Source organism: Deinococcus radiotolerans (genome assembly GCF_014647435.1).
GTDB lineage: Bacteria > Deinococcota > Deinococci > Deinococcales > Deinococcaceae > Deinococcus > Deinococcus radiotolerans.
In genome coordinates, this window is the sequence record NZ_BMPE01000002.1 from 351,726 (window position 1) to 375,079 (window position 23,354).

Below are 23,354 nucleotides of genomic sequence, written 5' to 3' on the forward strand. Positions count from 1 at the left end.
CCCCGGAGACCTGACGCGATGCTGTGGCTGTTCCTGCCCTTCGTGGTGCTGCTGTCCGGCGTGGTCGCCTACGCCGCGGACACCATTGCCCGTAAGGCGGGCCGTAAGCACCTGCGCTGGTTCGGCATGCGCCCCAAGACCACCGCGCTGGTCGTGGCGGTCCTGTCCGGCATGGGCATCAGCGCCGCCAGCCTCGCGGCATTCCTGGCGCTGAACAGCAGCGCCGTGAACACCATCGCGCAGGCCGACCAGCTGCGGCCCCAGCTGGAGGCCCTGCGGGGGGACATCCGTGCCGCGCAGGCCGACCGCGACCGTGCTCAGCAGGAGGCCGCGCGCCTGCGCGAGCAGCAGACCGCCGCGCAGACCGCCCTGAAGGCCGCGCAGACCGCCCTGAGTGACGCGCAGGCGGCGCAGACGCGCGTGCAGGCGCAGGCCCGCACCCTGGAAACGCGCGTGCAGGAACTGACCGCGGCGCAGCAGGCCCTGGAAACGCGCGCCGCGCAGACCCGCGCGAAACTCCAGACGGCGGAAGCGTCCCTGAAAGCCAGTCAGGCGCGCGCGCAGAACCTCGACGCGCAGGTCGTGGACCTCGGCGCGCGCATCGCCCTGTCCGAACAGGAAACCCGCACCGCCCAGGACCGCGCCCGCGCCGCCCAGCAGGCCGCTGAAGCTGCCCAGACGCGCACGCAGGCCGCGCTGGCCCAGGCGCAGCAGGCGCAGGCACAGGTCCGGCAGGCGCAGGGACAGGCGCAGCAGGCCCGCGATCAGATCGGCGCGCTGACCGCCTCGCGCGCGCAGGCGGACGCCGCCCTGCGCGGCGCGCAGCAGAACCTCCGCTCGGCGCAGCAGGCCCTGACGGCCGCGCAGACGCAGCAGCGCGCCGCGCAGCAGGCCCGCGATCAGCTGCGCACCGAACGCGACCGCCTGACCAGTGAACGCGCTGCGCTGACCAGCGCCCGCGACCAGGCCGCCCGCGACCGTGACCGGGTCCGCGACGACCTGAACGCCCTCCAGACGCAGCAGCAGCAGCTGCGCGCCAGCAACGACGCCCTGCGCGCCACGCTGGGGCGCCTACAGGACGAGTACTCCAGCAGCCGCGCTGAACTCAGCGCCACCCGTAACACCGACCTCGCCTACCCGAAAAACGATCTGGTGTACGCCGCCGTGGTGCCCGGCGTGCGCAACCTCGACCAGTTCTTCCTGGATGTCGCCCGCAGCGCCGCCACCCGCGGCGCCAGAGGCACCCCCCCGGCGCGCCTGAACCCCGCGGCCCGCAGCGCCCTGGAAACCAAACTGCGCGGCCTGAACGTCAGCACCTTCGTGCAGTGCCGCGCCGCGCAGAACGCCGCGGTGGGCTTCCCGGTGGACCTCAGCTGCGACGCGCGCCCCAACGCCGTGCTGTACCGCGCCGATCAGGTCATCCGCCGCGCGACCGTCACGCTGGGCGACCTGCGCCGGATGCAGGACCAGATCGGGGAACTCGTGCAGGACGCCACGCTGGACCTCACGTCCCGCGGCGTGCCCAGCGAGTACGTGCAGGGCCTGGACGTCGGCGAGCTGGTCCCGCTGATCACGCGCCTGAATGACCGCAGCGGCGGCGTTGCCGTCGTCGGCATTGCCGCGCGTGCCGACGTGCGCCCCGGCAGCCGCGTCGACCTGTACCCCGTGCTGCCCTGAGTCGCCCGCGCCAGCCGGGCCTGAAGAATCCCGTCAGGCCCGGCCGCTATCCTGAACCGTGATGCGCGCCCTGCCCCTGACCCTGCTGCTCGCCGCTGCCTCGACCGTTCAGGCAGCCCCCGTCCGCGTGGAGTTCTGGCACGCCATGGGCGGCGTGCAGGGCACCGTGCAGGCCTACGCCCGCGACTTCAACGCCAGCCAGAGCACCTACGAGATCGTGCCCGTCAACCAGGGCAACTACCGAGAGCTGCTGCCCAAACTGCAGGCCGCCCTGAAAAGCGGCTCAGCGCCCGCGCTGGCGCAGCTGGAATTCACGCAGTTCCCCGCCCTGGCGCAGGCCGGGCAGCTCACCGAACTGAGTGCCCGCGTGGACGACCTGCCGGGCGCTCTGCGGGACGACATCTACCCCGCCGTGTGGAAGACCGGTCAGCTGGGCGCCCGCACGTACGGCCTGCCCTGGAACGTCAGTGTGCCCGTCCTGATGTACAACGCGGGCACGCTGAAGAAGGCAGGCCTGAGCACCCCGGGCACCTGGACGCAGCTGGAAGCGGTCAGCCGCGCGCTCGCCACCGGGGGCCGGCGCCCCCTGCTGGCCACCGCGGACGCCTGGACCTTCGAGGCGAACGTCCTCTCGCGCGGTGGCGCCCTGACCAGCGGCGACAGGCCCCGCCTGGACAGCCCGGACGCCGTGGAGGCCCTGACGCAACTGGCCCGCATGAGTGCCGCCGCGCAGGCGCAGCCCCGCACCCTGAACGAGGCCACGCGCGCCGCGTTCGACTTCGCCCGCGGGCAGAACGTGTTCGTGCTCGCCAGTGTCGCGAACTGGACCGACGCGCGCAAACTGCCGTTCTTCAACCTGGGCATCGCTTCCTTCCCCTGCGAGAAGGACGGCGCCTGCACGGTACCGCTGGGCGGCGCGACCCTGGCCATCCCGAAAGGCACCCCCAGCGCCGAGCAGGCCGGCGCCCTGGCCTTCTGGCAGTACCTGATGCAGCCCGCGCGGCTGGCCGACTGGGTGAAGACCACCGCGTACGTCCCCCCGCGCCGCGCGGCCGCGCCGCTGCTGGAAGACTGGTACGCGAAGAACCCGCAGATCCGCACGGCGCACGCCCAAATCGCGCGGGCCGTGCCCCGCCCTACCACGCCCGAGTACGCCGCGTGGACCGCGCTGATCGAGGACGCCATCACCCAGGCCACCACCGGCAAACTCAGCGCGAAGGCCGCGCTGGACGCCGCGCAGACCCGCGCCGAACGCTGACCGACGGGGTGCGGGCGGCGGTGGCCCCGGTCAGCGGGCGGTGAGCAGCGCGGCCGGGTGATCGCCGATCAGGGCGTGCACGCCCAGGGCGCTCAGGCGCGTGACCTCGGCGGGGTCGTTCACGGTCCAGGCGTTCACCTGCCAGCCGTGGCGCCGCGCGCCACCCATCAGGGCCCCGTCGATCAGAGCGTGGTGCGGGTGTAGGGCGGCGCTGCCCGTCCAGGCCATCACGGCGCGCACCAGCAGCGGCGGGTAAGGTTTGTGCGTCAGCAGGCCACGCTCAATGTCGGGCGCCGCGTCTCGCGCCGCGTGCAGCAGGGTCGGCATGAACGAACTGACGATCACGCGCCGCGAGACGCCGTGCGCGCGGATGGCGTCCAGCGTGCGGCCCACCCGGTCGTCCGGCCGGGCCGCCTCGTGCTTGAGTTCCACGTTCACGAACGCCCCGGTGTCTGCCGCCCAGGCCAGCGCCGCGTCCAGCGTCGGAATGAAGGCCGGCAACTCCGCGGCGCGCAGCGTGGGCAGCGTCCGCCCGTCCTCCAGCTGCACGTCGTGGTGCACCACCAGGGTGCCGTCGCCCAGGCGGCGGACGTCCAGTTCCACGCCGTCCAGTCCGGCGTCCAGCGCGGCCTGGAAGCCCATCAGGGTGTTCTCGCGGTGCAGGGCAGGCGTGCCCCGGTGGCCCAGCAGGAGAGGCGTCATCCCCGCCACGCTAGCGCGCGGCCGTCAGGGCGGCGTGTCGTCCGGGGCACCTCTTGACCTTGCCCCAGGGGCAGGCCTCAGGCTGTGGGTACCTCCGGAGGTACGCCCGCCCATGACCCCCACCCCCCTGATGACCATCGGCGCGTTCGCCCAGGCGGCCCGCCTGAGCCCCAAGGCGCTGCGCCTGTACGACGACCTGGGCCTGCTGCGCCCCGCGCAGGTGGACGCCGGGAGCGGGTACCGCCGCTACGACCCGGCGCAGCTGGAGGACGCGCGCCTGATCGGCCTGCTGCGCCGCGCCGACCTGCCCCTGACCGACATTCAGGCCCTGCTGGGCGCCCCCGCCCCCGATCGGCCTGCCGCGCTGCGCGCCCACCTCGCCCGGCTGGACCGCCTGCACCGCGAGCGGCGCGACCTGACCCTGTACCTCATCGCCCGCCTGCAAGGAGAGACCCCCATGACCCTGCCCCCCGTCCAGACCCGCTTCCAGCCTGAGCAGTCCGTCGCCGCCCTTACCCGCCACGTGTTCGTCGCAGACCTCCCGGGCGCCATCCAGAGCGGCATGCAGGCCCTGATCGACCTCGTGAACGCGCAGGGTGGGATGTTCGGCGGCGCCCCGTTCGTCATCTACCACGGCGACGTGAACGCCGACAGCGACGGCCCCATCGAGATCTGCGTGCCGTACCGCGGCCCACTGACGCCCGGCGGAGACGTGACCCTGCGCGTCGAGCCCGCCCATCACGAGGCCTTCCTGGCCCTGACCCGCGAACAGTTCGAGTTCCCGGCGATCCTGGTCGCGTACGACGCCACCTGCGCGGCCGCGGCGGCCCACGGCACCTGCACGCTGCGCCCCCGCGAGGTCTACGCGTATGACTGGGACGGCGCCGCGCCCGGCGACCCGGTCGGGGATGTCGCGTGGCCGTACGAACCGGTGATGGTCCCGTCCTGACCCGCGCCCAGAGCGAGGCGCTGGTTCACACCGCAAGTGCCCTTCACGTCCCTGTCACGCCGCGCTGAGGCGCGTGGGGGACGCTGGAGGGCATGAGCGACCAGAAGTCCAGCGACCAGCAGCCACGGCAGTCCGGGCCGATCTCGCCCAGCGCCAACCAGTTCGGCAAGCAGGACCCCCGCGCGCAGTACCCCGCGCCGCCCTTCCCGCGCCAGCCGCAGGAGGCCCCGGGATTGGTGGGCGCCATGCAGCCCCGCCCGGACCACGGTGAGGAGAGCTACGTGGGGTTCGGTCGCCTGAAGGGCCGCCGGGCCCTGATCACAGGTGCCGATTCTGGGATCGGGCGCGCCGCGGCCATCGCCTTTGCCCGCGAGGGCGCGGACGTGGCCCTGAACTACCTGCCCGACGAGGAACAGGACGCCCAGGAGGTCGTGGCGCTGATCGAGGCGGCGGGCCAGCGCGCCGTAGCCATCCCCGGGGACCTGAAGGACGAGGCGTTCTGCCGGGACCTCGTGAAGCGCGCCGTGCAGGAACTGGGCGGGCTGGATATCCTGGTGAACAACGCCGGGAAGCAGGTCAGCCAGGAGAGCATCGAGGACATCACCACCGAACAGTTCGACCAGACGTTCCGCACGAACGTGTACGCCATGTTCTGGATCACGCAGGAGGCAGTTCAGCACCTGGGGCCCGGGGCAAGCATCATCAACACCAGCAGCATCCAGGCGTACCGGCCCAGTCCGAACCTGCTGGACTACGCCAGCACGAAGGCGGCCATCGTGGCGTTCACGCAGGCGCTCGCGCAGCAGCTCGGGCCGCGCGGCATCCGCGTGAACGCCGTCGCGCCCGGCCCCTTCTGGACGCCGCTGCAACCCAGCGGCGGGCAGCCGCAGGAGAAGGTGCAGGAGTTCGGGGCGTCCACCCCGCTGGGCCGCCCGGGGCAACCGGCGGAACTCGCCCCGCTTTACGTGTTCCTGGCGTCGCAGGAGAGCAGTTACAGCAGCGGCGGCACCTTCGGCGCAACCGGCGGGCAGGTGCTGTTCTAGGCGGGAACGTCAGCGAATCGGAAAGGACCCCCTCGCCCCGGGGCCCGGGGGTCCGCTTACACTGGTCAGGTGCTCAAGACTGTCTTCAAGGCCCTGCTGCCCGTACTGGAGCGGAGCGCACTGGCGGCCGACCGCGCCTTCAGCGGGTACGTACAGCCCCGCCGCGCGCGGGGCAAGCTGCTGCTCCAGCCGTACGTGGGCTGGGGCACGCCGGGCCGCGTAGAACTGATGGGCCGCGTGCTGCTGCCCCGCACGGTCGCGCCCGCCCGGCGCACGGACCCCCGGCTGCGCAACGCGCAGAACGTCCTGCGGCGCCTGTTCTCCCGCGAGGTGGGCGGCGTGACCGTCAGCGGCGTCCTGAATGGCCAGCGGGCCGCGGCGGTCAGTGACAGTGACGGGTACTTCACGCTGGCGTTCACGCCGCCCAGCCCGCTGCCCGGCGGGTGGCATCAGGTGCCGCTGCAACTCGACGGGCGCGAGGTGCAGGCCAGCGCGCGCGTGCAGGTCGTCGCGGACGCCCGCTTCGGCGTGATCAGCGACCTGGACGACACGGTCATCCAGTCGGACGTGACCAGCGTGCCGCGCATGCTCAGCACCGTCCTGACCGGCAACGCCCGCACCCGCCTGCCCTTCCCGGGTGTGGGTGCCCTGTACCGCGCCCTGACCCGCGACGGCGAGGCCCGCAACCCGATCTTCTACGTGTCCAGCAGCCCCTGGAATTTCTTCGATCTGCTGTGGCAGTTCCTGGATTACCGCCGCATTCCGCTGGGCCCGCTGTTCCTGCGCAACTGGGGCATGGACCTGATGGGCGGGCACGGCGGGTACAAGCACGGCGTGATCGAGCAGATCTTCCAGCGCTTCCCGGACCTGAAGTTCGTGCTGGTCGGTGACAGCGGCGAGAAGGACCCGGAAATCTACGCCGAGGTCGTGCACCGCCACCCGGGCCGCGTGCTGGCCGTGTACATCCGCGACGTGACCGAGGCGCACCGCGACGAGGGGGTCCTGAAACTCCGCGCGGAGGTCCGCAAGGCGGGCGTGGACCTCGTGCTGGCCGCGGACAGCCTGAACGCCGCGAGTCACGCCATGGCCATGGGCCTGATCACGCCCGGCGAGTACCGCAGCGTCCTGACCAGCGTGGCCCGCAGCTACGAGACCTGAGGAGGGGAGTGGGCAGTCAGTAGGAGGGAGCAGGAACAGAGGAGAGGCGGCCCGCACACTGGGGCCGCCTCTCCTCTGTTCTGCGTTACTGGCGGGGGCAGCGGTACAGCTTGACGCTGCGCGCCGCGAGGTTGGTCTCCTCGCCGGCCTTTACGGCGCCGGTGGCGTGGTCGTCGGTGGTGTCGAGTTGCAGCTCCCACGTGCCGCACCCAGCCAGGTCCGGCAGGCGGAAGGGCAGGTCCACGTGCGAGGCGTTCAGCAGCAGCAGCAGGTGGTCGTCCAGCAGCGGCTCGCCGCGCCCATCCACGTCGTCCAGGCCGTTGCCGTCCAGGAAGATACCCATGCTCTGCGTCTGGGGGTTGTTCCAGTCCTCGTCGCTCATCTCGGCGCCGTCGAAGCGCAGCCATACGATGTCGCGCACGTCCTCACCGCGGATGGTGCGGCCACCGAAGAACTTGCGGCGGTGCAGGGATGGGTGGGATTTGCGCAGCGCGATGACCTTCTTCGTGAAGGCCAGAAGGTCCTCGTCGAGGTTCGCCCAGTCGTACCAGCTGATCTCGTTGTCCTGACAGTAGGCGTTGTTGTTGCCGCCCTGGGTGCGGCCGATCTCGTCGCCGCCCAGCAGCATCGGCGTGCCCTGACCCAGGAGCAGGGTGGCCAGGAAGTTGCGCTGCTGCTGCCGCCTCAGGGCGTTGATGGCGGGGTCGTCCGTCTCGCCTTCCGCGCCGCAGTTCCAGGTGATGTTGTGGTTGTGGCCGTCGTTGTTGCCTTCCTGGTTGGCGTCGTTGTGCTTGCCCTCGTACGTGACGGTGTCGCGCAGCGTGAAGCCGTCGTGGGCGGTGACGAAGTTGATGCTCGCGTAGGGTTTGCGCCCGTCGTTCTGGTACAGGTCGCTGCTGCCGGTCAGGCGGTAGCCGATCTCGGAGGCCAGTCCGCCGTCGCCCTTCCAGAAGGCGCGCATGTCGTCGCGGTAGATGCCGTTCCACTCGGCCCAGTTCACGGGGAAGTTCCCGACCTGATAGCCGCCCTCGCCGACGTCCCAGGGCTCGGCGATCAGCTTGACCTGCCCGATGATCGGGTCCTGGTGAATGATCGTGAAGAAGCCGGACAGCTGATCCACCTCGTGCAGGCCGCGTGCCAGCGTGCTGGCCAGGTCGAAGCGGAAGCCGTCGACGTGCATGTCGGTCACCCAGTAGCGCAGGCTGTCCATGATCAGTTGCAGGGTCTGCGGGTGGCGGACGTTCAGGCTGTTGCCGGTGCCGGTGTAGTCGAAGTAGAAGCGGGGGTCCTCGGCGACGAGGCGGTAGTACGTGGGGTTGTCGATGCCCTTGAAGGACATGGTGGGGCCCATGTGGTTGCCCTCCGCGGTGTGGTTGTACACCACGTCCAGGATGACCTCGATGCCGCTGGCGTGCAGCGCCTTGACCATCTGCTTGAACTCATCCACGGCCCCGGCGGGGTTGCCCTTGCGGGCCTCGGCGCTGTAGCGGACGTCCGGCGCGAAGAACGACAGGGTGCTGTAGCCCCAGTAGTTCGTGAGCCCCTTGTCGAGCAGGAAGGGATCGTCTACGTGCTGGTGCACGGGCATCAGTTCGATACTCGTGATGCCCAGTTCGCGCAGGTAGAAGAGGATCGGTTCAGTGGCGATCCCGGCGTACGTGCCGCGCAGCTCGTCCGGGACGTCGGGGTGGGTCATGGTGAGGCCCTTGACGTGCGCCTCGTAGATCACGGACTGGTGGAAGGGCACGTCAGGTTTGCGGCTGTCACCCCAGTCGAAGCTGGGGTCCACGACGATGCCCAGGGGCGCGCCGCGCTGCTCCTTGTCCTGCATGACGCTGTCGTCCCCGCCGGGCACGTAGCCGAACACGCCCTCATCGAAGCGTTCGGTGCCGTCCAGCGCCTTGGCGTAGGGGTCGAGCAGCACCACATTCGGGTTGAAGCGCAGGCCGCGTTCGGGGGCGTACTCGCCGTGCACGCGGTAGCCGTAGCGCTGTCCCGGCTGCACGCTGGGTAGGTAGGCGTGCCACACGAAAGCGGTCTGTTCGCGCAGCGGCACGCGGGTTTCCTGGCCCTGCTCGTCGAACAGGCACAGTTCGATGCCGGTGGCGTTCTCGGAGTACAGGGCGAAGTTGGTGCCTTGACCGTCCCAGGTGGCTCCCAAGGGGTAGGGTCGGCCGGGGCGGAGGATGGGTGTGGTGGTCATCAGGCTGCGCTCTCCTTTCGTGGCGGGGCAGGCGCTGGGCGCCCTCCCGGAACGTGGAAACGGTACCAGACGCCCCCGCGCAGACCACGGCGGCGGGCACAAACCCAAGCGAAGGCCAAGACGCCTCTCATGCAGCTCACGTCCGGGAACTGGCGTGCCACACGCTCATTCCGCAGCGGAAAGGCTCCCGGACGCACGCCGGGAGCCCCTCAGATGAAAGTCGCGTCAGCAGGCCCTGAAGGCCGCCGCGGTCAGAAGTCCAGGCGCCCGCGCGGGCCACTCAGGCGGTGCAGTTTCTCCGGCGTCCACAGCTCGTAGGTGTACATCGGGTACTGCCGCTTGAACCGTCCCACCCGGTCCCACACTTCACGCGACTCGAACGGCACGACCAGAATCAGGCGGATCACGCTGTCCTCGTAGTCGTAGATGTAGAAGTCGAAGTGGAACGTCTGCTCGCCGCCGCGGTCCGTGAACAGCGGGAATGAGAACGGCCGGTAGCGCCACGCCTTGTTCTTCTCCGTCAGGATCTTCGCCGCCACGCGCTTGAGGTTGCTGTCCGGGAAGGTCATCTTCTCGCCGTCCCGGTCCTTGAAGACCGTGTCCGGGGCGGGCGCGTCCAGCTGCACGCGCTTGAGTTCCGGCAGGGCCTTCTTCACCTTGGGCGGCGCGGCGCGGCGCGGCCCGCTCCCGGGGCGACCGCCCGCGCGGCCCTCCGAGGTGCGGCCTTCACCGCTGCCCTGGGTGGCCTCGCCGGGTTTGCGGCGGGCGGGGTTCGTGCCGCCGCGCGCGCCGCTGTTCCCGGCGCCGCCGCTCCTGCCCCCGCCGAATTTCGCGCCGCTCTGGGTGCCGCCTGCTTTCGAGGGGCCGCGGCGCGGCCCGCTGGTGCCGCTCAGCTCGGTGCGCACGGGACGGCCCTCACCGCCGCGCGAGTCCCGACTCCCCTCGGTGCGTTCGCGCGCCGGGCGGGTCGTCTCGCGCGTGGCGCCGCCCCGGCCCTGCGCGGTGTTTCGTTTAGGGGCTCGGCCCCGTGAACCTTTCTTTGGCCCCGTCATAGCGTCCCAGTGTAGTGCACCCACCGCAGAAAGGGCGAACGCCGGGCCGCTGCGTGACAGGGGCCCGGCGTTCGGAGGTCGCTTACTTCGCGAGACTGCGGATCAGGTCGAGGTTCACGAACTTGTTCAGGTCGGGCACGTCACGCGCGAACCCCGCTTCCTTGTTCAGCTGCGCGTACTCGGCCAGGGTGTTCAGGTTGATGTCCCACGTGACGCGCGTGCGGGCCAGGGCCTTGAACAGCTCAGCGGCGTTGGGTTTCTTGCCGGTGAAGGTGTAGATCTGCTCGGCAATGGATTTCTGCGCGCCCGCGTTGCTGCCCTTGATGTACGTGATGGCCGCGAGGTGGCCTTTCAGCAGGCCCCTGACCGCGTCGGGGTTGGCGGCGGCGTACTTGGTGTTCACGGTCAGTACGGTGGTGGTGTAGTTCCCGCCCGCCCAGATGCCCTTCTCGTTCACGACGAGTTTGGCGCCCTGCGTTTCCATGACGGCGCCCCAGGGTTCCTGCACCAGCGCGGCGTCCACCTGTTTGGCCGCAAACGCGGCGGGCATGTTGGCCGGGTCGATGGGCACGATGGTGACGGTGCCGCCCTCGTCGGTGGCTTTCAGGCCGTTCTCGTGCAGCAGGTGGCGCAGGCTGATATCCTGCGTGCTGCCGCGCGTGGGCACGGCGACTTTCTTGCCGCTGAGGTTCTTCACGATGCGCACGCCGCTGTCCTTGCGGGCGACCAGCACCGCGCCGGCGTTCGCGGCGCCGGCGTACACCTGGATGGGCACGCCGCGCATGAAGGCGTTCATGGCGGGGCCGGGGCCGACGTACGCGGCGTCAATGGCGCCAGCGGCGAAGGCCTCGTTGATCTGGCTGCCGTTGGCGAATTCCTTGACGACCAGTTTCACGCCGCCCGGGAGGTTCTGCTGGATCAGGCCGCGCTGCACGCCGACCAGTCCGGCGGCGTGGGTGACGTTGGGGAAGACGCCCAGGCGCAGTTCTTTCGCCTGCTGCGCGCTAGCGCTGGCGATCAGGGTCAGGGTGAGGAGGGGGAGGGCTCGCTTCATCCTGGTCAGGATAGCAGACCAGATGACTCATTTTGTCAACTGGTCTGGATTCAGGTGGGGGTCTGAGTGGGGGTGCAGGGGACACGCTGCGGTGCGGCTGGACCGGATGGAAGCCCAGGACTGGATGAGTCGTCTGCGCAGGGGAGAGAGGGTCACCATCCGACAGGTCACGAATAGTTGACATGATTTGTAATCTGTTTTAAGGTGCCCTCACCCCACACCAGGGTCACTATCCAGAGCGGCCGAGGGAACAGGCCCGACGACGCCGCAGCAACCAGGAGCCACATGAACCAGGTCAAATCACAACCAGCCCACCGCCGCCCCCAGGGCCGCGCCCACTGTTGTTGACCTGACTTCACGCCCCACGGTGCTTCACGCCTGCCCGAACCGGGAACGATAGCGGCGAGCGCCCACGCGCTCCCCTGAAGGACAACCCATGACGCGATGTCGCCAGACCTGAGGCGCGGCCCCCGCCGCGCAGGCCCACCCGACCGTCCCCAGCAGCGCGCCCCAGCCGGGCCGATCGCCGCCCGGCCCCCTGCCGCCAGGGGCGCCCGGCTCCGCGGCCCACACGGCCATAACCCCCACCACTGTCACAGGAGCCCCCGGCCATGACCGAAACCCTGCACGTGCGCTGGAAACCCGGCACGCTCGACACCCTGCTCGTCACCTCACCGCACGGCACGCTCGAATGGAACGTCCTGATCTTCGAACGCGTGTACGGCCGCGCGCCCCTGGCCGCCCTGTACCTCACCGGGCGCACCCAGGTGCAGCGCGCCGCCCACCCCGCCCTGAGCGCCACCGCCGCCTGACCTGACCCCGCCCCCCGTGACTGACCCCCTGACCGGGTCAGGTCACCGCCCCCACCCCCAGGAGCCCCCATGACGCACGCCGACCTGCCCGCCCACACCCTCCCCAGCCCCCCCTCGCTGTACTGGTTCATTCCTTCCGGCGGGGACGGCCGCCAGCTGGGCCAGCCCAGCCGCCCGGCGCACTTCAGTTACCTCTCGCAGGTCGCGCAGGCTGCCGACGTGCTGGGCTTCGACGGCGCGCTGCTCCCCACCGGCGGCACCAACGAGGACACCCTGGTGGTCGCCAGCGCCCTGTCGAGCCTCACCCGGCAGCTGCGCTTCCTGGTGGCGCTGCGCCCCGGGCTGCTCTCACCCGTGCTGGCCGCGCGCCTCACTGCCTCGCTCGACCGGATTAGCGGCGGCCGCGTGAACCTGAACATCGTCTCCGGCAGCGGCAACTTCGACTTCGAGGGCCTGAACCTCACCCAGGCGCAGCGCTACGCTCTGACCGGCGAGTGGCTCGGCGCGTTCCGCGCCCTGCTGCGCGGGGAGACCGTGAGCGTACGCGGCGAGCACGTGCAGCTGGAAGGCGCCCGCGCGTTGCTGCCCAGCGTGCAGCGCCCCTACCCGCCCATCTACTTCGGGGGCAGCAGCCAGCCCGCCCTGGAGGTCGCCGGGGAGCACGTGGACGTGTACCTCAGCTGGGGCGAGCGGCCCGAACAGCTGGCCCAGAAATTCGAGCAGGTGCGCGCCGAGGCCGCCCGGCACGGCCGCCAGGTCCGCTTCGGCCTGCGCGCCCACATCATCGTGCGCCCCACCGAGGACGAAGCCTGGGCCGCCGCCGAGCGCCTGATCGAGGGCGTCAGCGACGAGCAGATCGCGCAGGCCCACCAGGCCTTCCTCCAGAGCGCCTCCGAGGGGCAGCGCCGCCAGAGTGAACTCAACGGCGGCACGCGCGACAGCCTGCGCGTCGGGAAGAACCTCTGGGCGGGCGTGGGCCTCGTGCGCGGCGGCGCCGGCACCGCCTTCGTCGGCAGCCCCGAGAACGTCGCCGCCGCGCTGCGCGAGTACCAAGCACTCGGGGTCGAGACCTTCATCCTCAGCGGCTACCCGCACCTGGAAGAGGCGTACCGCGTGGCCGAACTTCTGTTCCCCGCGCTGGGCCGCACCAGTCCCGTCTTCACGCCCCGCGACGGGCAGCCTCTGACGCACACCAGCACGCCCAGCGTGCATGGCCCCAGCACCCACGCGCCCGCCCTGCGCGCCAGCGAGCCCGTCCTGACCGACGCCGCGCCCGCCGAACTGGGCCGCTTCCGCAGCATCTGAGCGCCGCCCAGCCCACCCAGACCCATCCACGGGAGGGGGCCCTCATCCCCGCCCCCTCCACTCCCAACCCCCGGAGAGCCCCATGACCACCCGACTGCGTTCTGCTGCCACCCTGACCCTCGCCGCTCTCGCCCTGGGCACCCTGCCGGCCGCGCAGGCGGTGACCTTCACCATCGGCTACCAGAAGGGTGGCCTGCCGAACATCCTCAAGGCGCGCGGCACGCTGGACAAGTACGCCGCGCAGGGCATCGACTTTCGCTGGGTGCTGTTCACCGCCGGACCTCCCCTGCTGGAAGCGGCCAACGCCGGCGCGGTGGACTTCGGCAGTGTCGGCAACGCCCCGGGCGTGTTCGCCCTGGCGGGTGGCGCCAACCTGAAATATGTGGGCGTGACCGTCAACCACAACGACACCACCGAGGCCGTGATCGTCCCCAGGAACTCAGGCCTTCAGAAGGTCAGCGACCTGAAGGGTAAACGCATCGGTGTGGCCCGCGGCAGCAGCGCCCACGCGTTCCTGTACGGCGTGCTGCGCAGCGCGGGCCTGACCTTCAAGGACGTGACGGTCGTGCCGCTGCTGCCCCCCGACGCGCGCCCCGCCTTCGAGAACGGCAGCATTGACGCCTGGGCCATCTGGGACCCGTTCCTGACCACCGCCCTGCAGGGCAGCGGCGGGCGCGTCCTGCGCGACCACGCGGGCCTCGGGCGCGGCGACAGTTACCACCTCGTGCCGGGCAGCGTCCTCCAGAACCCCGAGAAGAAACGCGCCCTGCAGGTCCTGCTGGCCGAACTGGAAAGCGCCGCGAACTGGGCGAACGTGAACCGCCAGACCGTCATCAGCCAGTTCAGTGACGAGCTGGGCATTCCCAGGAGCGTGCTGGCCGTCACCGTGCCCAAGAGCGTGCCCTTCAACATCCGGCCCTTCCGCGCGTCGGACCTGAAACCCCTCCAGGCCCTCTCGGTCGCGTTCCGTGAGGCGGGCGTCCTGCCGCGCGACGTGCCCTTCGGCCCGCAGACGTACGTGACCCTCCCGGCGTTCCGCGCCGCGCTGCCCACCCTGGGGCTCAAGTGACGGTCGGCGCACGCTCCAGGGCCCAGGCGGCGGTCCCAGCCGCGCCCCGCCCGGGCCGCCGCGCCGGGCAGATCTGGCAGGGCGAGTGGGTGCGCTGGCTGGTGCCGCTGCTGATCGTGCTGGGCTGGCAGCTGGCCGCCAGCACCGGCTGGCTCAACCCGCGCGTCCTCCCGGCCCCCAGCGCCGTTGTGAGCGCCGCGTGGGACCTGGCGCGCAGCGGCGAACTGGGCCGCCACTTCCTGATCAGCCTGCAGCGCGCCGGGCTGGGCATCCTGATCGGCGGCGGGCTGGGCTTTACGTTCGGCATCCTGACCGGCACGTTCCGCGCCGTGAACCTGCTGCTCGACACGACCTTCCAGATGATCCGCACCGTCCCGAACCTCGCGCTGATCCCGCTGGTGATCCTGTGGTTCGGTATCGGCGAGAGCGGCAAGGTGTTCCTGATCGCCCTGGCCACCTTCTTCCCGGTGTACCTGAACACCCTGCACGGCGTGACCGGCATTGACCCGCGCCTGACCGAGATGGCCCGCGTGTACGGCCTCTCCCCGCTGGACACCTTCCGCCGCGTCACGCTGCCCGGCGCGCTGCCCGGCGTGCTGGTCGGCGTGCGCTACGCGCTGGGCATCTCCTGGCTGGCCCTGGTCGTCAGCGAGTCCTTTGGCGCCAGCAGCGGCATCGGCTTCCTGGCCATGGACGCCCGCGAGTTCTTCCGCACCGACGTCATCGTGCTGGCCATTCTGATCTACGCCCTGATCGGCAAGGCGGCCGACGTCCTGGTGCGCGCCCTGGAACGCCGCCTGCTGCCCTGGCAGGTGAGCGCGTGACCGCCGTGCCCGTCCTGACCAGCGCCCCCACCTCCACCGGCGTGCCCATCGACCTGCGCGGCCTGAGCGCCGCGTACGGCGAGCACGTCATCCTACGCGACCTGACCTTGAGCGTCACCCCCGGGGAGCGCGTCGCGCTGGTCGGCGCGAGCGGCGGCGGCAAGACCACCCTGCTGCGCGCCCTGGCCGGCCTGATCCCCACGCAGGGCACCCTGCGCATCGGCACGGGCGAGACGGTCCGCACGCGCGTCATGTTCCAGGAAGACCGCCTGCTGCCCTGGCTGGGCGCGCTGGACAACGTCGCCCTGGGCCTGCCCCGCCCGGACCGCCTGCGCGCCGTGCGCGCCCTGCGGGACGTGGGGCTCGCCGGGCGGGAACGCGCGTACCCGCACGAACTCAGCGGCGGCCAGCGGCAGCGCGTGGCCCTGGCCCGCGCGCTCGCTCACCGCCCGGACCTGCTGCTGCTCGACGAACCCTTCGGCGCGCTCGACGCCCTGACCCGCGCCGACATGCACGACCTGCTGGACACGCTGCTGACCGACACGGGCGCCACCACCCTGCTCGTCACGCACGACCTCGACGAAGCCCTGAAACTCACGGACCGCGTGCTGCTGCTGCGCGCCGGGCAGGTCGCGCTGGACCTCCCGGTGCCGCTGGCCCGGCCCCGCCGCCGCCTGGACACCGAGCCGCTGCGCGCCCACCTGGAAACGCAGCTGCACTGATGCCCCCGGAGTGCCGGATTAGGGCGCCGTCCGGGACGTGCTGAGGCCACCTTCACACAGCAGCGCCGCAGCTTGTGGTTCAGGGCTAGCGGCGCTGCCGTCGGGTCAGGCCCCGCGCCTCAGTTCATAAGGCAGGGAAGGGCCAGCGTTCCGGTCAGGCGCGCAGCAGACGGCCCAGCAGGGCCAGCTGCCCCACGTGGTACGCGGTGTGATCCGCCACCAGCAGGAATTCCCGCAGCCACGTCTGCCCACCCGCGTTCACGCCGTTCGGGACGACGGCCAGCAGGTCGGTTGCCGGGTCGTCCAGTAGGGTCAGCAGGGCGCGCAGGTCCTCCCGGTACGCGGCCACCTGCGCCGCCCAGTCCCGCGCCGCGCCCGCCGGGTCGTGCGGCCAGTACCCCTGAGGCCAGCGAACCTCCGCGTAGTGGTCATCCCGGATGAAGTTCAGGATGTCGCGCTGCGTGAACCGCAGGTGCCATAGCACCTCCGACGCCGAGTAGGGCAGACCGGGAAGGCGCTCGCCCGCACGGGCGGTCGGGAAGTCGTCCAGCACCTCGTCCAGCGTGATGTGCGCCTGGGCCTGGGTCAGCAGCGCGCGCACGTGGGCGCGCAGGGCCGCGTCCGCTTCGGGGGTCAGTCCGGTCGTCATGCCCCACCGTACGCCCCACCGGATGAAAAAACCTCCCGCTGCGGGGAGGTTCTCTGCCGGTGGTCCGGTCGGTCAGTACTGACGGCCGAAGATCACGCGTTTGCCGTACGCGCTGGGTTTGCCGCACTTCACGCACTGGCCTTCGCCGTGGTCGTTGAAGAACTCTGCGTCGTCCAGCGGGACGTTGCGGGTGGTGGCCTTGGTGGTCTCCTTGATGCTCTTCTCGCAGTCGGCGTCGCCGCAGTGGTACGCGCGCACCCAGTTGCCCTCCTCAATCTTCGCGGTGAAGGTCTCGAAGTCGTCCACGGGGATGGTGTGCTCCAGCATGAAGCTCGTGGCGCGCTCCAGTAGCCAGTCGTGAATGCTGTCCAGGCGCGCGGTCATGCCAGTCACGGCCTCGGCGCGGGGCAGGGTTTCCTTCTCGTCGCCGTTGCGGTTTTTCACGACGACAACGCCGCTCTCCAGGTCGCGGGGGCCCAGTTCGATGCGGACGGGCACGCCCTTGAGTTCCCAGTCGTTGTACTTGAAGCCGTTCGTCACGCCGTCACGCTTGTCGACTTTCACGCGGACGCCTTGGGCGCGCAGTTCGGCGGCCAGCTTCTCGCCTTCTTCCACCATCTGGTCGAAGTTGTCCTTGCGGCCCACGGGAATCACGACCACCTGAATGGGCGCGATGCGGGGCGGCATGATCAGCCCGAAATCGTCCCCGTGCGTCATGATGATCGCCCCGATGATGCGGCTGGAGATCGCCCAGGAGGTCGTGTGCGCGAACTCCTCACGCTGCTCGCGCGTCTGGAACTTCACGTCGAACGCTTTGCTGAAGTTCTGCCCCAGGTAGTGTGACGTGCCGCTCTGGAGGGCCTTCCCGTCGCGCATCATGCCCTCGATGGAGTATGTGGCAACCGCCCCGGCGAAGCGCTCGCTGGCGGTTTTCTCGCCGCGCACGACGGGCAGCGCCAGCACGTCCCGGCAGAACTCGTGGTAGATGTCCAGCATCTGCCTCACCTCGCCGCGCGCCTCGCTTTCGTCCGCGTGCGCGGTGTGGCCCTCGTGCCAGAAGAACTCGCTTGTGCGCAGGAACGCCTTCGTGCGCAGCTCCGCGCGGAACACGCTGCCCCACTGGTAATGCAGGAAGGGCAGGTCGCGGTAGCTGTTCAGCCAGCCGCTCCACATGTGCCCGATGATCGTCTCACTGGTGGGGCGCATCACGTACGGCTCGGCCAGCTCCTCCGTGCCGATCTTGTTCACCGTGAACAGCTCCGGCGCGAAGCCCTCCACGTGATCCGCTTCCTTGGTGATAAAGCCCATGGGAATCAAGGTGGGGAAGATCAGGGACTCGTGCCCGGTCGCCTTGAAACGGTCATCCAGCCAGCGCTGAATGTTCTCCCACAGCGAGCTCCCATAGGGCCGCACGACCATCGCGCCCGCCACGGGGGAGTTGTCGGCCAGATCGGCCTTTTTCACGACCTCGTTGTACCAGTCGTTGAAATCCACGCTCTGGGGCGTCACGCCGTACTGCTGCGCCTTCTTGTCCTGTTTGCCGCCGTCTTTCGTCATCGCCCCCCATGATACCGGGCGCCGGGTGACGATCAGGGCGTGAAGGTCATTTCATGCGCTTGAGGGTGCAGCGCGGTGCGTCGCCGGGTGTGCTGCGTGACAGGTAGGTGTTCGCGTCGTTCAATGTATGGAACGCGAAGCCGGTGAAGATCTTCAGAGTCGTCTGTTCAGACGGTTTGAGAATCACACAGAGCTGATATGGCGTGGCGCCGCCCATCCATTCCACTCGCAGGTGTTCCGGTACGGTGGGGCTCGACTTCACGTTACCAATGCTGTAGAGCACGCCCTGCTGCCGGTTGCTCGTCTGGAGCAGCAGGCCGATCCCCGGAATGGTCATGGATTCCTTTAACTCGAGGGTAACGGGAGCGATCTGGTTCTTCTCGACCGTCACCTGCCAGCGTTGCCCGGCCCTGAGGACACTCTGGACGGTGGGGGCGGACGCCGCAGATACGGTGCCGCAGAGCAGAGAGGCTAGGAACATCGGCAGCAGAGGACGGCGCATCCGACCATGCTAGGTCAAGTGCGTGCATCTCCCTTGCTCAGATTCGCTGTGGCGGAGCTGACGTCGGATGACGGTTGCCTCAAGGTCGGGTCAGGCTGGCCTGAATGATCCTGTCATGGGGTGGCCATCTGGCAGGGCGACACTGCTCGCATGACGAAGATGAATGCCGGCGAGATCAGTGAGCACATCGCGCAGACCGTGAAGACCCGCCTGGAGCAGGGTGGCGAGCACCTTCAGGTGAAGGACGTGAACGGCGAGCACGTGGGCACCGTGGATCATATGGACGGCGACCGCGTGAAGCTGACGAAGACGGACAGCGCGGACGGACAGCATCATTACCTGAGCCTAGATCAGGTGGAGAGCGTGGATGACGTGGCGGTGTACCTGAACGTGGAGCGCAGCGCCATCGCGTAATCCCTCTGGTTGAACCCCTGGCGGCGTGGCGAGCAGGTCACGCCGCTTTTTTGTGCCCGTCCGGAACGTTCAGGTGGCCTCAAGTGTTCCTGAGGGCGCGTGAAGGTGCGCCTCAGGGAGGGGCTGGGGTGGGCGCCTAGGGTGATGAGCGGAACGGTTTAACGTCATACGACTTCATTCGTACAGTCCATCTGGAGCTCTTCATGCCTACTATTCAGACCAAGCACGCGCACGCCCCGCAGACCGAGTTGTACTACGAAACCTACGGCCAGGGCCGTCCGGTCGTGCTCATCCACGGCTGGCCGCTGTCGGGCCGCATGTGGGAAGGGCAGATCGACGCGCTGCGCCACGCCGGGTATCAGGTCGTGTCGTATGATCGCCGCGGCTTTGGCGAGAGCGGCAAGACCGCGACCGGCTACACCTACGACGTGTTCGCCAGTGACCTGAAGGACCTGCTGGAGGAATTGAACCTGACCGACGTGACGCTGGTGGGCTTCAGCATGGGCGGGGGCGAGGTCAGCCGCTACGCCGGGCTGTACGGCACGGACCGCGTGCGCAGCGCGATGCTGGTGGCGTCCGTCGCGCCGTACCTGCTCAAGACCGCGGACAACCCGGACGGCGGCATGAGCGTGGAGGACATCGAGGGCATGGTGAAGCAGGTGGCGCAGAACCGCCCGCAGTTCCTGGCCGGATTCACGAAGAAGTTCCTGAACTGGGACGAGAACGGCACCAAGCTGGGTGACGAGTTCCTGGATTTCGCGGCCATGATGTACATGCAGGCGTCCCCCGTGGCCACGCAGGAGTGCGTGCGCGCCTTCGGCGAGACGGACTTCCGCGCCGATCTGGCGAAGCTGAGTGTGCCGACGCTCGTTGTGCACGGCGACAAGGACCAGATCGTGCCGCTGGAGGCGAGCGGGCAGCGCGTGCCGCAGTACGCGCCGAACGCCGAACTGCACGTGATGACGGGTGCGCCGCACGGCCTGAACGCCACGCACAACGACGAGTTCAATAAGATCCTGCTGGACTTCGTGGCCCGCTGAGTCACGATTGAACTGGGGCGGTCTGGCCGGGTGCCGGGCTGCCCCTGCCCTTGGTGGGGGAGAGGGAAGCCCCATCTTGGAAACAGTTCCAAAATCTGGGTATGCTGGGGGAGCCATGCCTCAACCTGCCCTTTCCCGGACGCTGATGACCGGGGCGCTGCGCGCCGCCTTCGACGACGACCGCGACGCCGACACCTTCGCGCTGCGCCTGGACCGCTACGGCCCGGAACTGCTCGCCAGCCTCCAGGCCGCCTACGGCGAGCAGGCCGAGCCCCTGCTGGCGCAGCTGCTGGAGGTCATGCTGCACGCCTACCACACCCGCCCCGCCGACCTGAAACGGCTGGACGAGGCCCGGCTGCTGACCCCCGACTGGCTCCAGCGGCCGGACACGGTGGGGTACGTGGCGTACACCGACCGCTTCGCGGGCACCCTGAAGGGTGTGCAGGGTCACCTCCCGTACCTGGAGGACCTGGGGGTCACGTACCTGCATCTGATGCCCCTGCTGAAACCCCGGCCCGGTGAGAACGACGGCGGGTACGCTGTGATGGATTACCGCGCCGTGCGGGACGACCTGGGCAGCATGGACGACCTGTCGGCGCTGGCCGCCGACCTCCGGGCACGCGGCGTGAGCCTCGTGCTCGACCTGGTGCTGAACCACGTGGCACAGGAACACGAGTGGGCGCGCCGGGCCCGCGCGGGCGATCCCACCCACCGCGCGTACTTCCACATCTACCCGGACCGCACCGAGCCCGACGCCTACGAGCGCACCCTGCCCGAGGTCTTCCCGGATTTCGCGCCCGGGAACTTCACCTGGGATGACGCGGCGCAGGGCTGGGTGTGGACGACCTTCAACACGTACCAGTGGGACCTGAACTGGTCAAACCCCGACGTGCTGCGCGAGTTCGTGGACATCATCCTGCACCTCGCCAACCGCGGCGTGGAGGTCTTCCGGCTGGACGCCATCGCGTTCCTGTGGAAACGCCTGGGCACCGACTGCCAGAACCAGCCCGAGGTGCACCACCTGACCCGCGCGCTGCGCGCCTGCGCCCGCATCGTGGCGCCCGCCGTGGCCTTCAAGGCCGAGGCGATCGTCGCGCCCGCCGACCTGATCCACTACCTGGGCACCCGGGACCACCACGGGAAGGTCAGTGACATGGCGTACCACAACTCGCTGATGGTGCAGCTCTGGAGCAGTCTCGCCAGCCGCGATACCCGCCTGTTCACGCAGGCCCTGTCCGCCTTCCCGCCCAAACCCACGAACACCACCTGGGGCGTGTACGTCCGCTGCCACGACGACATCGGCTGGGCGATCAGCGACGCGGATACGAACGCCGTGGGCCTCAGCGGGCCCGGGCACCGGCACTTCCTGTCGGACTTCTACAGCGGCGAGTATCCGGGGACCTTCGCGCGTGGGCTGGTCTTCCAGTTCAACCCGCAGACCGGGGACCGCCGCATCAGTGGCACGCTCGCAAGTCTCGCCGGACTGGAGGCCGCGCTGCACGGCGGCCAGCCGCAGGCCGTGGATCACGCCGTGCGGCGCATCCTGCTGCTGCACGCCGTGATCCTGGCATTCGGGGGCGTGCCGCTGCTGTACATGGGCGACGAACTGGCCCTCCTGAACGACCACGCCTTTGGCGACACGCCCGAGCACGCCGCCGACAACCGCTGGGTGCACCGCCCCCGCATGGACTGGACCCGCGCGCAGGACGCCGCCCGCGACGCGGGCACCCCGCACGGCCGCGTGAACGCCGGACTGCGCCACCTGATCCACGCGCGGCGGGCGCTGCCGCACCTGCACGCCAGCATCGAGAGCCGCGCCCTGCCCAGCCCCGACCCGTGCGTGCTGCTGCTGCGCCGCGACCACCCGCAGGGCACGTTCCTGGGCGTGTACAACTTCAGCGAGCACACCATCCACTTCCCCGCCCACGTCCTGCGGGACGTGCTGGGCGAGCACGCCGTGGATCACGTGGCCGGGAGTGCCTTCACGTTCGGGGCGCATCCCGTCACGCTGGACCCCTACCGCGCGCTGTGGCTCACGAGGACGTGAGGGGCATCACGCGCGGCAGGTGCCCCTCGGCGGGTAGCGTGAACTGCACCAGCAGCCCCTCCTCCTGAGGTTCCAGCCAGATCCGCCCCCCGTGCCGCTCCACGACCTTGCGGCACACCGCCAGCCCGATGCCGTTTCCGCCGGTCACCGCGCGGCTGTGCAGCCGCTGGAACATCACGAACACCCGCTCCACATGCTGCGGCGCAATCCCGATGCCGTTGTCACGGAGCGTGAACTGCACCTGCGTGCCGTCCGCCGTGACCTCACCGGACAGGTGCACCCGCAGGGGCCGCGCCGCGCGGAACTTCAGGGCGTTGCCCAGCAGGTTCTGCAGCAGCTGCCGCGCCTGCGGCGCGTTGGCCTCCACGCGGGGCAGCGTGCCGCGCGTCACCTGCGCGTGCGGCGGCCACGGCAGGCCCCGCACCGCCTCGTCCCACAGGTTCCCCAGGTCCAGCGGCTGCATGGGCGGCTGCGCCGCCACGTTCGACAGGGTCAGGATGTCCCGCACCAGCTGCCGCGCCCGCGTGACCTGCTCCGTGATGCGCAGCAGGTACGTGTCCGCCCGTTCATCCAGCGCCTTCCCGGCGTACCGGTGCCGCAGGATGTCCGCGTACGCGCCTAGCGTCCGCAGCGGCTCCTGCAGGTCGTGGCTGGCCACGTACGCGAACTGCGCCAGCGCCTGGTTGCGGTCCTCCAGTTCCGCGTTACGCCGCGCCAAGATCGCCTGACTGTCCTCCAGTTCCTGCGTGCGTTCCTCCACCCGTTCTTCCAGCGTGCGGGCCAGGCGCAGGACCTCCAACTCGGCGAGTTTGCGCCGCGTGATGTTCTCGTGCGCCACCACCGCGTACCGCGCGCTGTCCTGCATGAACGGCGTCACGCGCGCCATGAAGTAGCGGTCCTCCGTCGGAGAGTGGCAGGGGTACTCCAGTTCGAACAGGGTCTCCTCGCCGGCCAGCACGGCGCGGATCCCACGGGCAATCTGATGGGCGTCCTCCAGGTCCGGGCCGACCGTGGCGTCACAGATCTCCAGGTAATTGACGCCCTCGCCGCTGTCACCGCCGTTCGCCTGCGCAAACCGGCGCCACGCCTCGTTCACCAGCACGATCACGCCCCGGTCATCCAGGATGGCGACACTGGCCGCCAGCGCATCAAACGCGGACGCCACGAACCGCACGGGCGGCGCGGCGCTCATGCTGCCCGCCTGACCGGTGACCGGGCGGGCCCACCGGTCGCGGTCAGGTGAGGTCCGCAGGGCGTCATGCATTCAGCCTAGCAGGCGCGCCCCCATCCCCCCATCCGGGGGTCCGGCCCACAGAC

21 protein-coding genes and 1 riboswitch are annotated in these 23,354 nt (G+C 70.0%); of the genes, 13 read left to right on the forward strand and 8 right to left on the reverse strand.

Translation table 11 applies throughout. The features are described 5' to 3' along the window. The first annotated feature begins 18 nt into the window (after positions 1-18). Positions 19-1,677 carry a DUF3084 domain-containing protein gene (locus IEY63_RS07625; protein ID WP_189068386.1) on the forward strand — a complete coding sequence of 553 codons (1,659 nt, stop codon included), beginning with the start codon at positions 19-21 and terminating at the stop codon, positions 1,675-1,677. A 61-nt stretch (positions 1,678-1,738) separates the two neighbouring features. Next, positions 1,739-2,935, forward strand: coding sequence for an ABC transporter substrate-binding protein (locus IEY63_RS07630; protein ID WP_189068387.1), 1,197 nt, complete (start codon positions 1,739-1,741; stop codon positions 2,933-2,935). Positions 2,936-2,965: 30 nt separating this feature from the next. Here the strand turns inward: IEY63_RS07630 and IEY63_RS07635 are convergent, their stop codons facing one another. Then, positions 2,966-3,637 (reverse strand): glycerophosphodiester phosphodiesterase, encoded by a 672-nt coding sequence (locus IEY63_RS07635; RefSeq protein WP_189068388.1) that lies wholly within the window; start codon positions 3,635-3,637, stop codon positions 2,966-2,968. 112 nt (positions 3,638-3,749) lie between these two features. Between IEY63_RS07635 and IEY63_RS07640 the strand changes: the two genes are divergently transcribed. The 3 genes from IEY63_RS07640 to IEY63_RS07650 all read left to right on the forward strand — a co-directional run bounded on the left by IEY63_RS07640 (position 3,750) and on the right by IEY63_RS07650 (position 6,787). Next, complete coding sequence (locus IEY63_RS07640) at positions 3,750-4,586, forward strand: MerR family transcriptional regulator (protein ID WP_189068389.1); 837 nt, start codon at positions 3,750-3,752, stop codon at positions 4,584-4,586. A gap of 92 nt (positions 4,587-4,678) precedes the next feature. Next, entirely contained in the window at positions 4,679-5,629 is a 951-nt protein-coding gene (locus tag IEY63_RS07645; RefSeq protein ID WP_229784554.1) for an SDR family oxidoreductase, read from the forward strand. A 69-nt stretch (positions 5,630-5,698) separates the two neighbouring features. Then, entirely contained in the window at positions 5,699-6,787 is a 1,089-nt protein-coding gene (locus tag IEY63_RS07650; RefSeq protein ID WP_229784555.1) for an App1 family protein phosphatidate phosphatase, read from the forward strand. Between the two features lie 85 nt (positions 6,788-6,872). Here IEY63_RS07650 and glgX read toward each other — a convergent pair whose 3' ends face one another. The 3 genes from glgX to IEY63_RS07665 all read right to left on the reverse strand — a co-directional run bounded on the left by glgX (position 6,873) and on the right by IEY63_RS07665 (position 11,096). Further along, positions 6,873-8,990 (reverse strand): glycogen debranching protein GlgX, encoded by a 2,118-nt coding sequence (glgX, locus tag IEY63_RS07655; protein ID WP_189068390.1) that lies wholly within the window; start codon positions 8,988-8,990, stop codon positions 6,873-6,875. 251 nt (positions 8,991-9,241) lie between these two features. Continuing rightward, a complete protein-coding gene (locus IEY63_RS07660) occupies positions 9,242-10,042 on the reverse strand; it encodes a hypothetical protein (protein ID WP_189068391.1) in 801 nt (266 codons plus the stop codon). Positions 10,043-10,124: 82 nt separating this feature from the next. Next, the gene (locus tag IEY63_RS07665; RefSeq protein WP_189068392.1) at positions 10,125-11,096 is read right to left on the reverse strand and encodes an ABC transporter substrate-binding protein; all 972 of its coding nucleotides are present in this window, start codon (positions 11,094-11,096) and stop codon (positions 10,125-10,127) included. Between the two features lie 226 nt (positions 11,097-11,322). Further along, positions 11,323-11,499, forward strand: a riboswitch (SAM riboswitch). Between the two features lie 208 nt (positions 11,500-11,707). Between IEY63_RS07665 and IEY63_RS07670 the strand changes: the two genes are divergently transcribed. The 5 genes from IEY63_RS07670 to IEY63_RS07690 all read left to right on the forward strand — a co-directional run bounded on the left by IEY63_RS07670 (position 11,708) and on the right by IEY63_RS07690 (position 15,828). After that, complete coding sequence (locus IEY63_RS07670) at positions 11,708-11,908, forward strand: hypothetical protein (RefSeq protein ID WP_189068393.1); 201 nt, start codon at positions 11,708-11,710, stop codon at positions 11,906-11,908. A gap of 69 nt (positions 11,909-11,977) precedes the next feature. Next, positions 11,978-13,213, forward strand: a complete 1,236-nt coding sequence (locus tag IEY63_RS07675; RefSeq protein ID WP_189068394.1) for an LLM class flavin-dependent oxidoreductase — start codon at positions 11,978-11,980, stop codon at positions 13,211-13,213. 82 nt (positions 13,214-13,295) lie between these two features. Continuing rightward, a complete protein-coding gene (locus tag IEY63_RS07680; protein ID WP_189068395.1) occupies positions 13,296-14,282 on the forward strand; it encodes an aliphatic sulfonate ABC transporter substrate-binding protein in 987 nt (328 codons plus the stop codon). After that, positions 14,279-15,106, forward strand: a complete 828-nt coding sequence (locus IEY63_RS07685; protein ID WP_189068396.1) for an ABC transporter permease subunit — start codon at positions 14,279-14,281, stop codon at positions 15,104-15,106. The genes IEY63_RS07680 and IEY63_RS07685 overlap by 4 nt, the downstream gene beginning before the upstream one ends. Next, positions 15,103-15,828 (forward strand): ABC transporter ATP-binding protein, encoded by a 726-nt coding sequence (locus tag IEY63_RS07690; RefSeq protein WP_229784556.1) that lies wholly within the window; start codon positions 15,103-15,105, stop codon positions 15,826-15,828. Before IEY63_RS07685 ends, IEY63_RS07690 begins: the two co-directional genes overlap by 4 nt. A gap of 154 nt (positions 15,829-15,982) precedes the next feature. Here IEY63_RS07690 and IEY63_RS07695 read toward each other — a convergent pair whose 3' ends face one another. The 3 genes from IEY63_RS07695 to IEY63_RS07705 all read right to left on the reverse strand — a co-directional run bounded on the left by IEY63_RS07695 (position 15,983) and on the right by IEY63_RS07705 (position 18,536). After that, positions 15,983-16,477, reverse strand: coding sequence for a DinB family protein (locus IEY63_RS07695; protein ID WP_189068397.1), 495 nt, complete (start codon positions 16,475-16,477; stop codon positions 15,983-15,985). Between the two features lie 72 nt (positions 16,478-16,549). Continuing rightward, positions 16,550-18,034 carry a proline--tRNA ligase gene (proS, locus tag IEY63_RS07700; RefSeq protein ID WP_189068398.1) on the reverse strand — a complete coding sequence of 495 codons (1,485 nt, stop codon included), beginning with the start codon at positions 18,032-18,034 and terminating at the stop codon, positions 16,550-16,552. Positions 18,035-18,080: 46 nt separating this feature from the next. Beyond that, the gene (locus IEY63_RS07705; protein WP_189068399.1) at positions 18,081-18,536 is read right to left on the reverse strand and encodes a hypothetical protein; all 456 of its coding nucleotides are present in this window, start codon (positions 18,534-18,536) and stop codon (positions 18,081-18,083) included. A gap of 150 nt (positions 18,537-18,686) precedes the next feature. Here IEY63_RS07705 and IEY63_RS07710 point away from each other — a divergent pair, with 150 nt between their 5' ends. From IEY63_RS07710 to IEY63_RS07720, 3 genes are all read left to right on the forward strand, one after another. Continuing rightward, complete coding sequence (locus IEY63_RS07710) at positions 18,687-18,950, forward strand: DUF2171 domain-containing protein (protein WP_189068400.1); 264 nt, start codon at positions 18,687-18,689, stop codon at positions 18,948-18,950. Positions 18,951-19,153: 203 nt separating this feature from the next. Beyond that, positions 19,154-19,990, forward strand: a complete 837-nt coding sequence (locus IEY63_RS07715) for an alpha/beta fold hydrolase (protein ID WP_189068401.1) — start codon at positions 19,154-19,156, stop codon at positions 19,988-19,990. Between the two features lie 115 nt (positions 19,991-20,105). After that, entirely contained in the window at positions 20,106-22,037 is a 1,932-nt protein-coding gene (locus IEY63_RS07720) for an alpha-amylase family protein (RefSeq protein ID WP_229784557.1), read from the forward strand. Here IEY63_RS07720 and IEY63_RS07725 read toward each other — a convergent pair. Continuing rightward, on the reverse strand, positions 22,024-23,301 hold the full coding sequence (locus IEY63_RS07725) for a sensor histidine kinase (RefSeq protein WP_229784558.1): 1,278 nt from the start codon (positions 23,299-23,301) through the stop codon (positions 22,024-22,026). The genes IEY63_RS07720 and IEY63_RS07725 overlap by 14 nt on opposite strands. Positions 23,302-23,354: the final 53 nt, after the last annotated feature.

Bases quoted from the DNA above. Each gene is read 5' to 3' on its own strand.
- IEY63_RS07625 (WP_189068386.1), top strand. From the start codon at position 19: ATGCTGTGGCTGTTCCTGCCCTTCGTGGTGCTGCTGTCCGGCGTGGTC.
- IEY63_RS07630 (WP_189068387.1), top strand. From the start codon at position 1,739: ATGCGCGCCCTGCCCCTGACCCTGCTGCTCGCCGCTGCCTCGACCGTT.
- IEY63_RS07635 (WP_189068388.1), bottom strand. From the start codon at position 3,637: ATGACGCCTCTCCTGCTGGGCCACCGGGGCACGCCTGCCCTGCACCGC.
- IEY63_RS07640 (WP_189068389.1), top strand. From the start codon at position 3,750: ATGACCCCCACCCCCCTGATGACCATCGGCGCGTTCGCCCAGGCGGCC.
- IEY63_RS07645 (WP_229784554.1), top strand. From the start codon at position 4,679: ATGAGCGACCAGAAGTCCAGCGACCAGCAGCCACGGCAGTCCGGGCCG.
- glgX (WP_189068390.1), bottom strand. From the start codon at position 8,990: ATGACCACCACACCCATCCTCCGCCCCGGCCGACCCTACCCCTTGGGA.
- IEY63_RS07660 (WP_189068391.1), bottom strand. From the start codon at position 10,042: ATGACGGGGCCAAAGAAAGGTTCACGGGGCCGAGCCCCTAAACGAAAC.
- IEY63_RS07665 (WP_189068392.1), bottom strand. From the start codon at position 11,096: ATGAAGCGAGCCCTCCCCCTCCTCACCCTGACCCTGATCGCCAGCGCT.
- IEY63_RS07670 (WP_189068393.1), top strand. From the start codon at position 11,708: ATGACCGAAACCCTGCACGTGCGCTGGAAACCCGGCACGCTCGACACC.
- IEY63_RS07675 (WP_189068394.1), top strand. From the start codon at position 11,978: ATGACGCACGCCGACCTGCCCGCCCACACCCTCCCCAGCCCCCCCTCG.
- IEY63_RS07680 (WP_189068395.1), top strand. From the start codon at position 13,296: ATGACCACCCGACTGCGTTCTGCTGCCACCCTGACCCTCGCCGCTCTC.
- IEY63_RS07695 (WP_189068397.1), bottom strand. From the start codon at position 16,477: ATGACGACCGGACTGACCCCCGAAGCGGACGCGGCCCTGCGCGCCCAC.
- proS (WP_189068398.1), bottom strand. From the start codon at position 18,034: ATGACGAAAGACGGCGGCAAACAGGACAAGAAGGCGCAGCAGTACGGC.
- IEY63_RS07705 (WP_189068399.1), bottom strand. From the start codon at position 18,536: ATGCGCCGTCCTCTGCTGCCGATGTTCCTAGCCTCTCTGCTCTGCGGC.
- IEY63_RS07710 (WP_189068400.1), top strand. From the start codon at position 18,687: ATGACGAAGATGAATGCCGGCGAGATCAGTGAGCACATCGCGCAGACC.
- IEY63_RS07715 (WP_189068401.1), top strand. From the start codon at position 19,154: ATGCCTACTATTCAGACCAAGCACGCGCACGCCCCGCAGACCGAGTTG.
- IEY63_RS07720 (WP_229784557.1), top strand. From the start codon at position 20,106: ATGCCTCAACCTGCCCTTTCCCGGACGCTGATGACCGGGGCGCTGCGC.
- IEY63_RS07725 (WP_229784558.1), bottom strand. From the start codon at position 23,301: ATGCATGACGCCCTGCGGACCTCACCTGACCGCGACCGGTGGGCCCGC.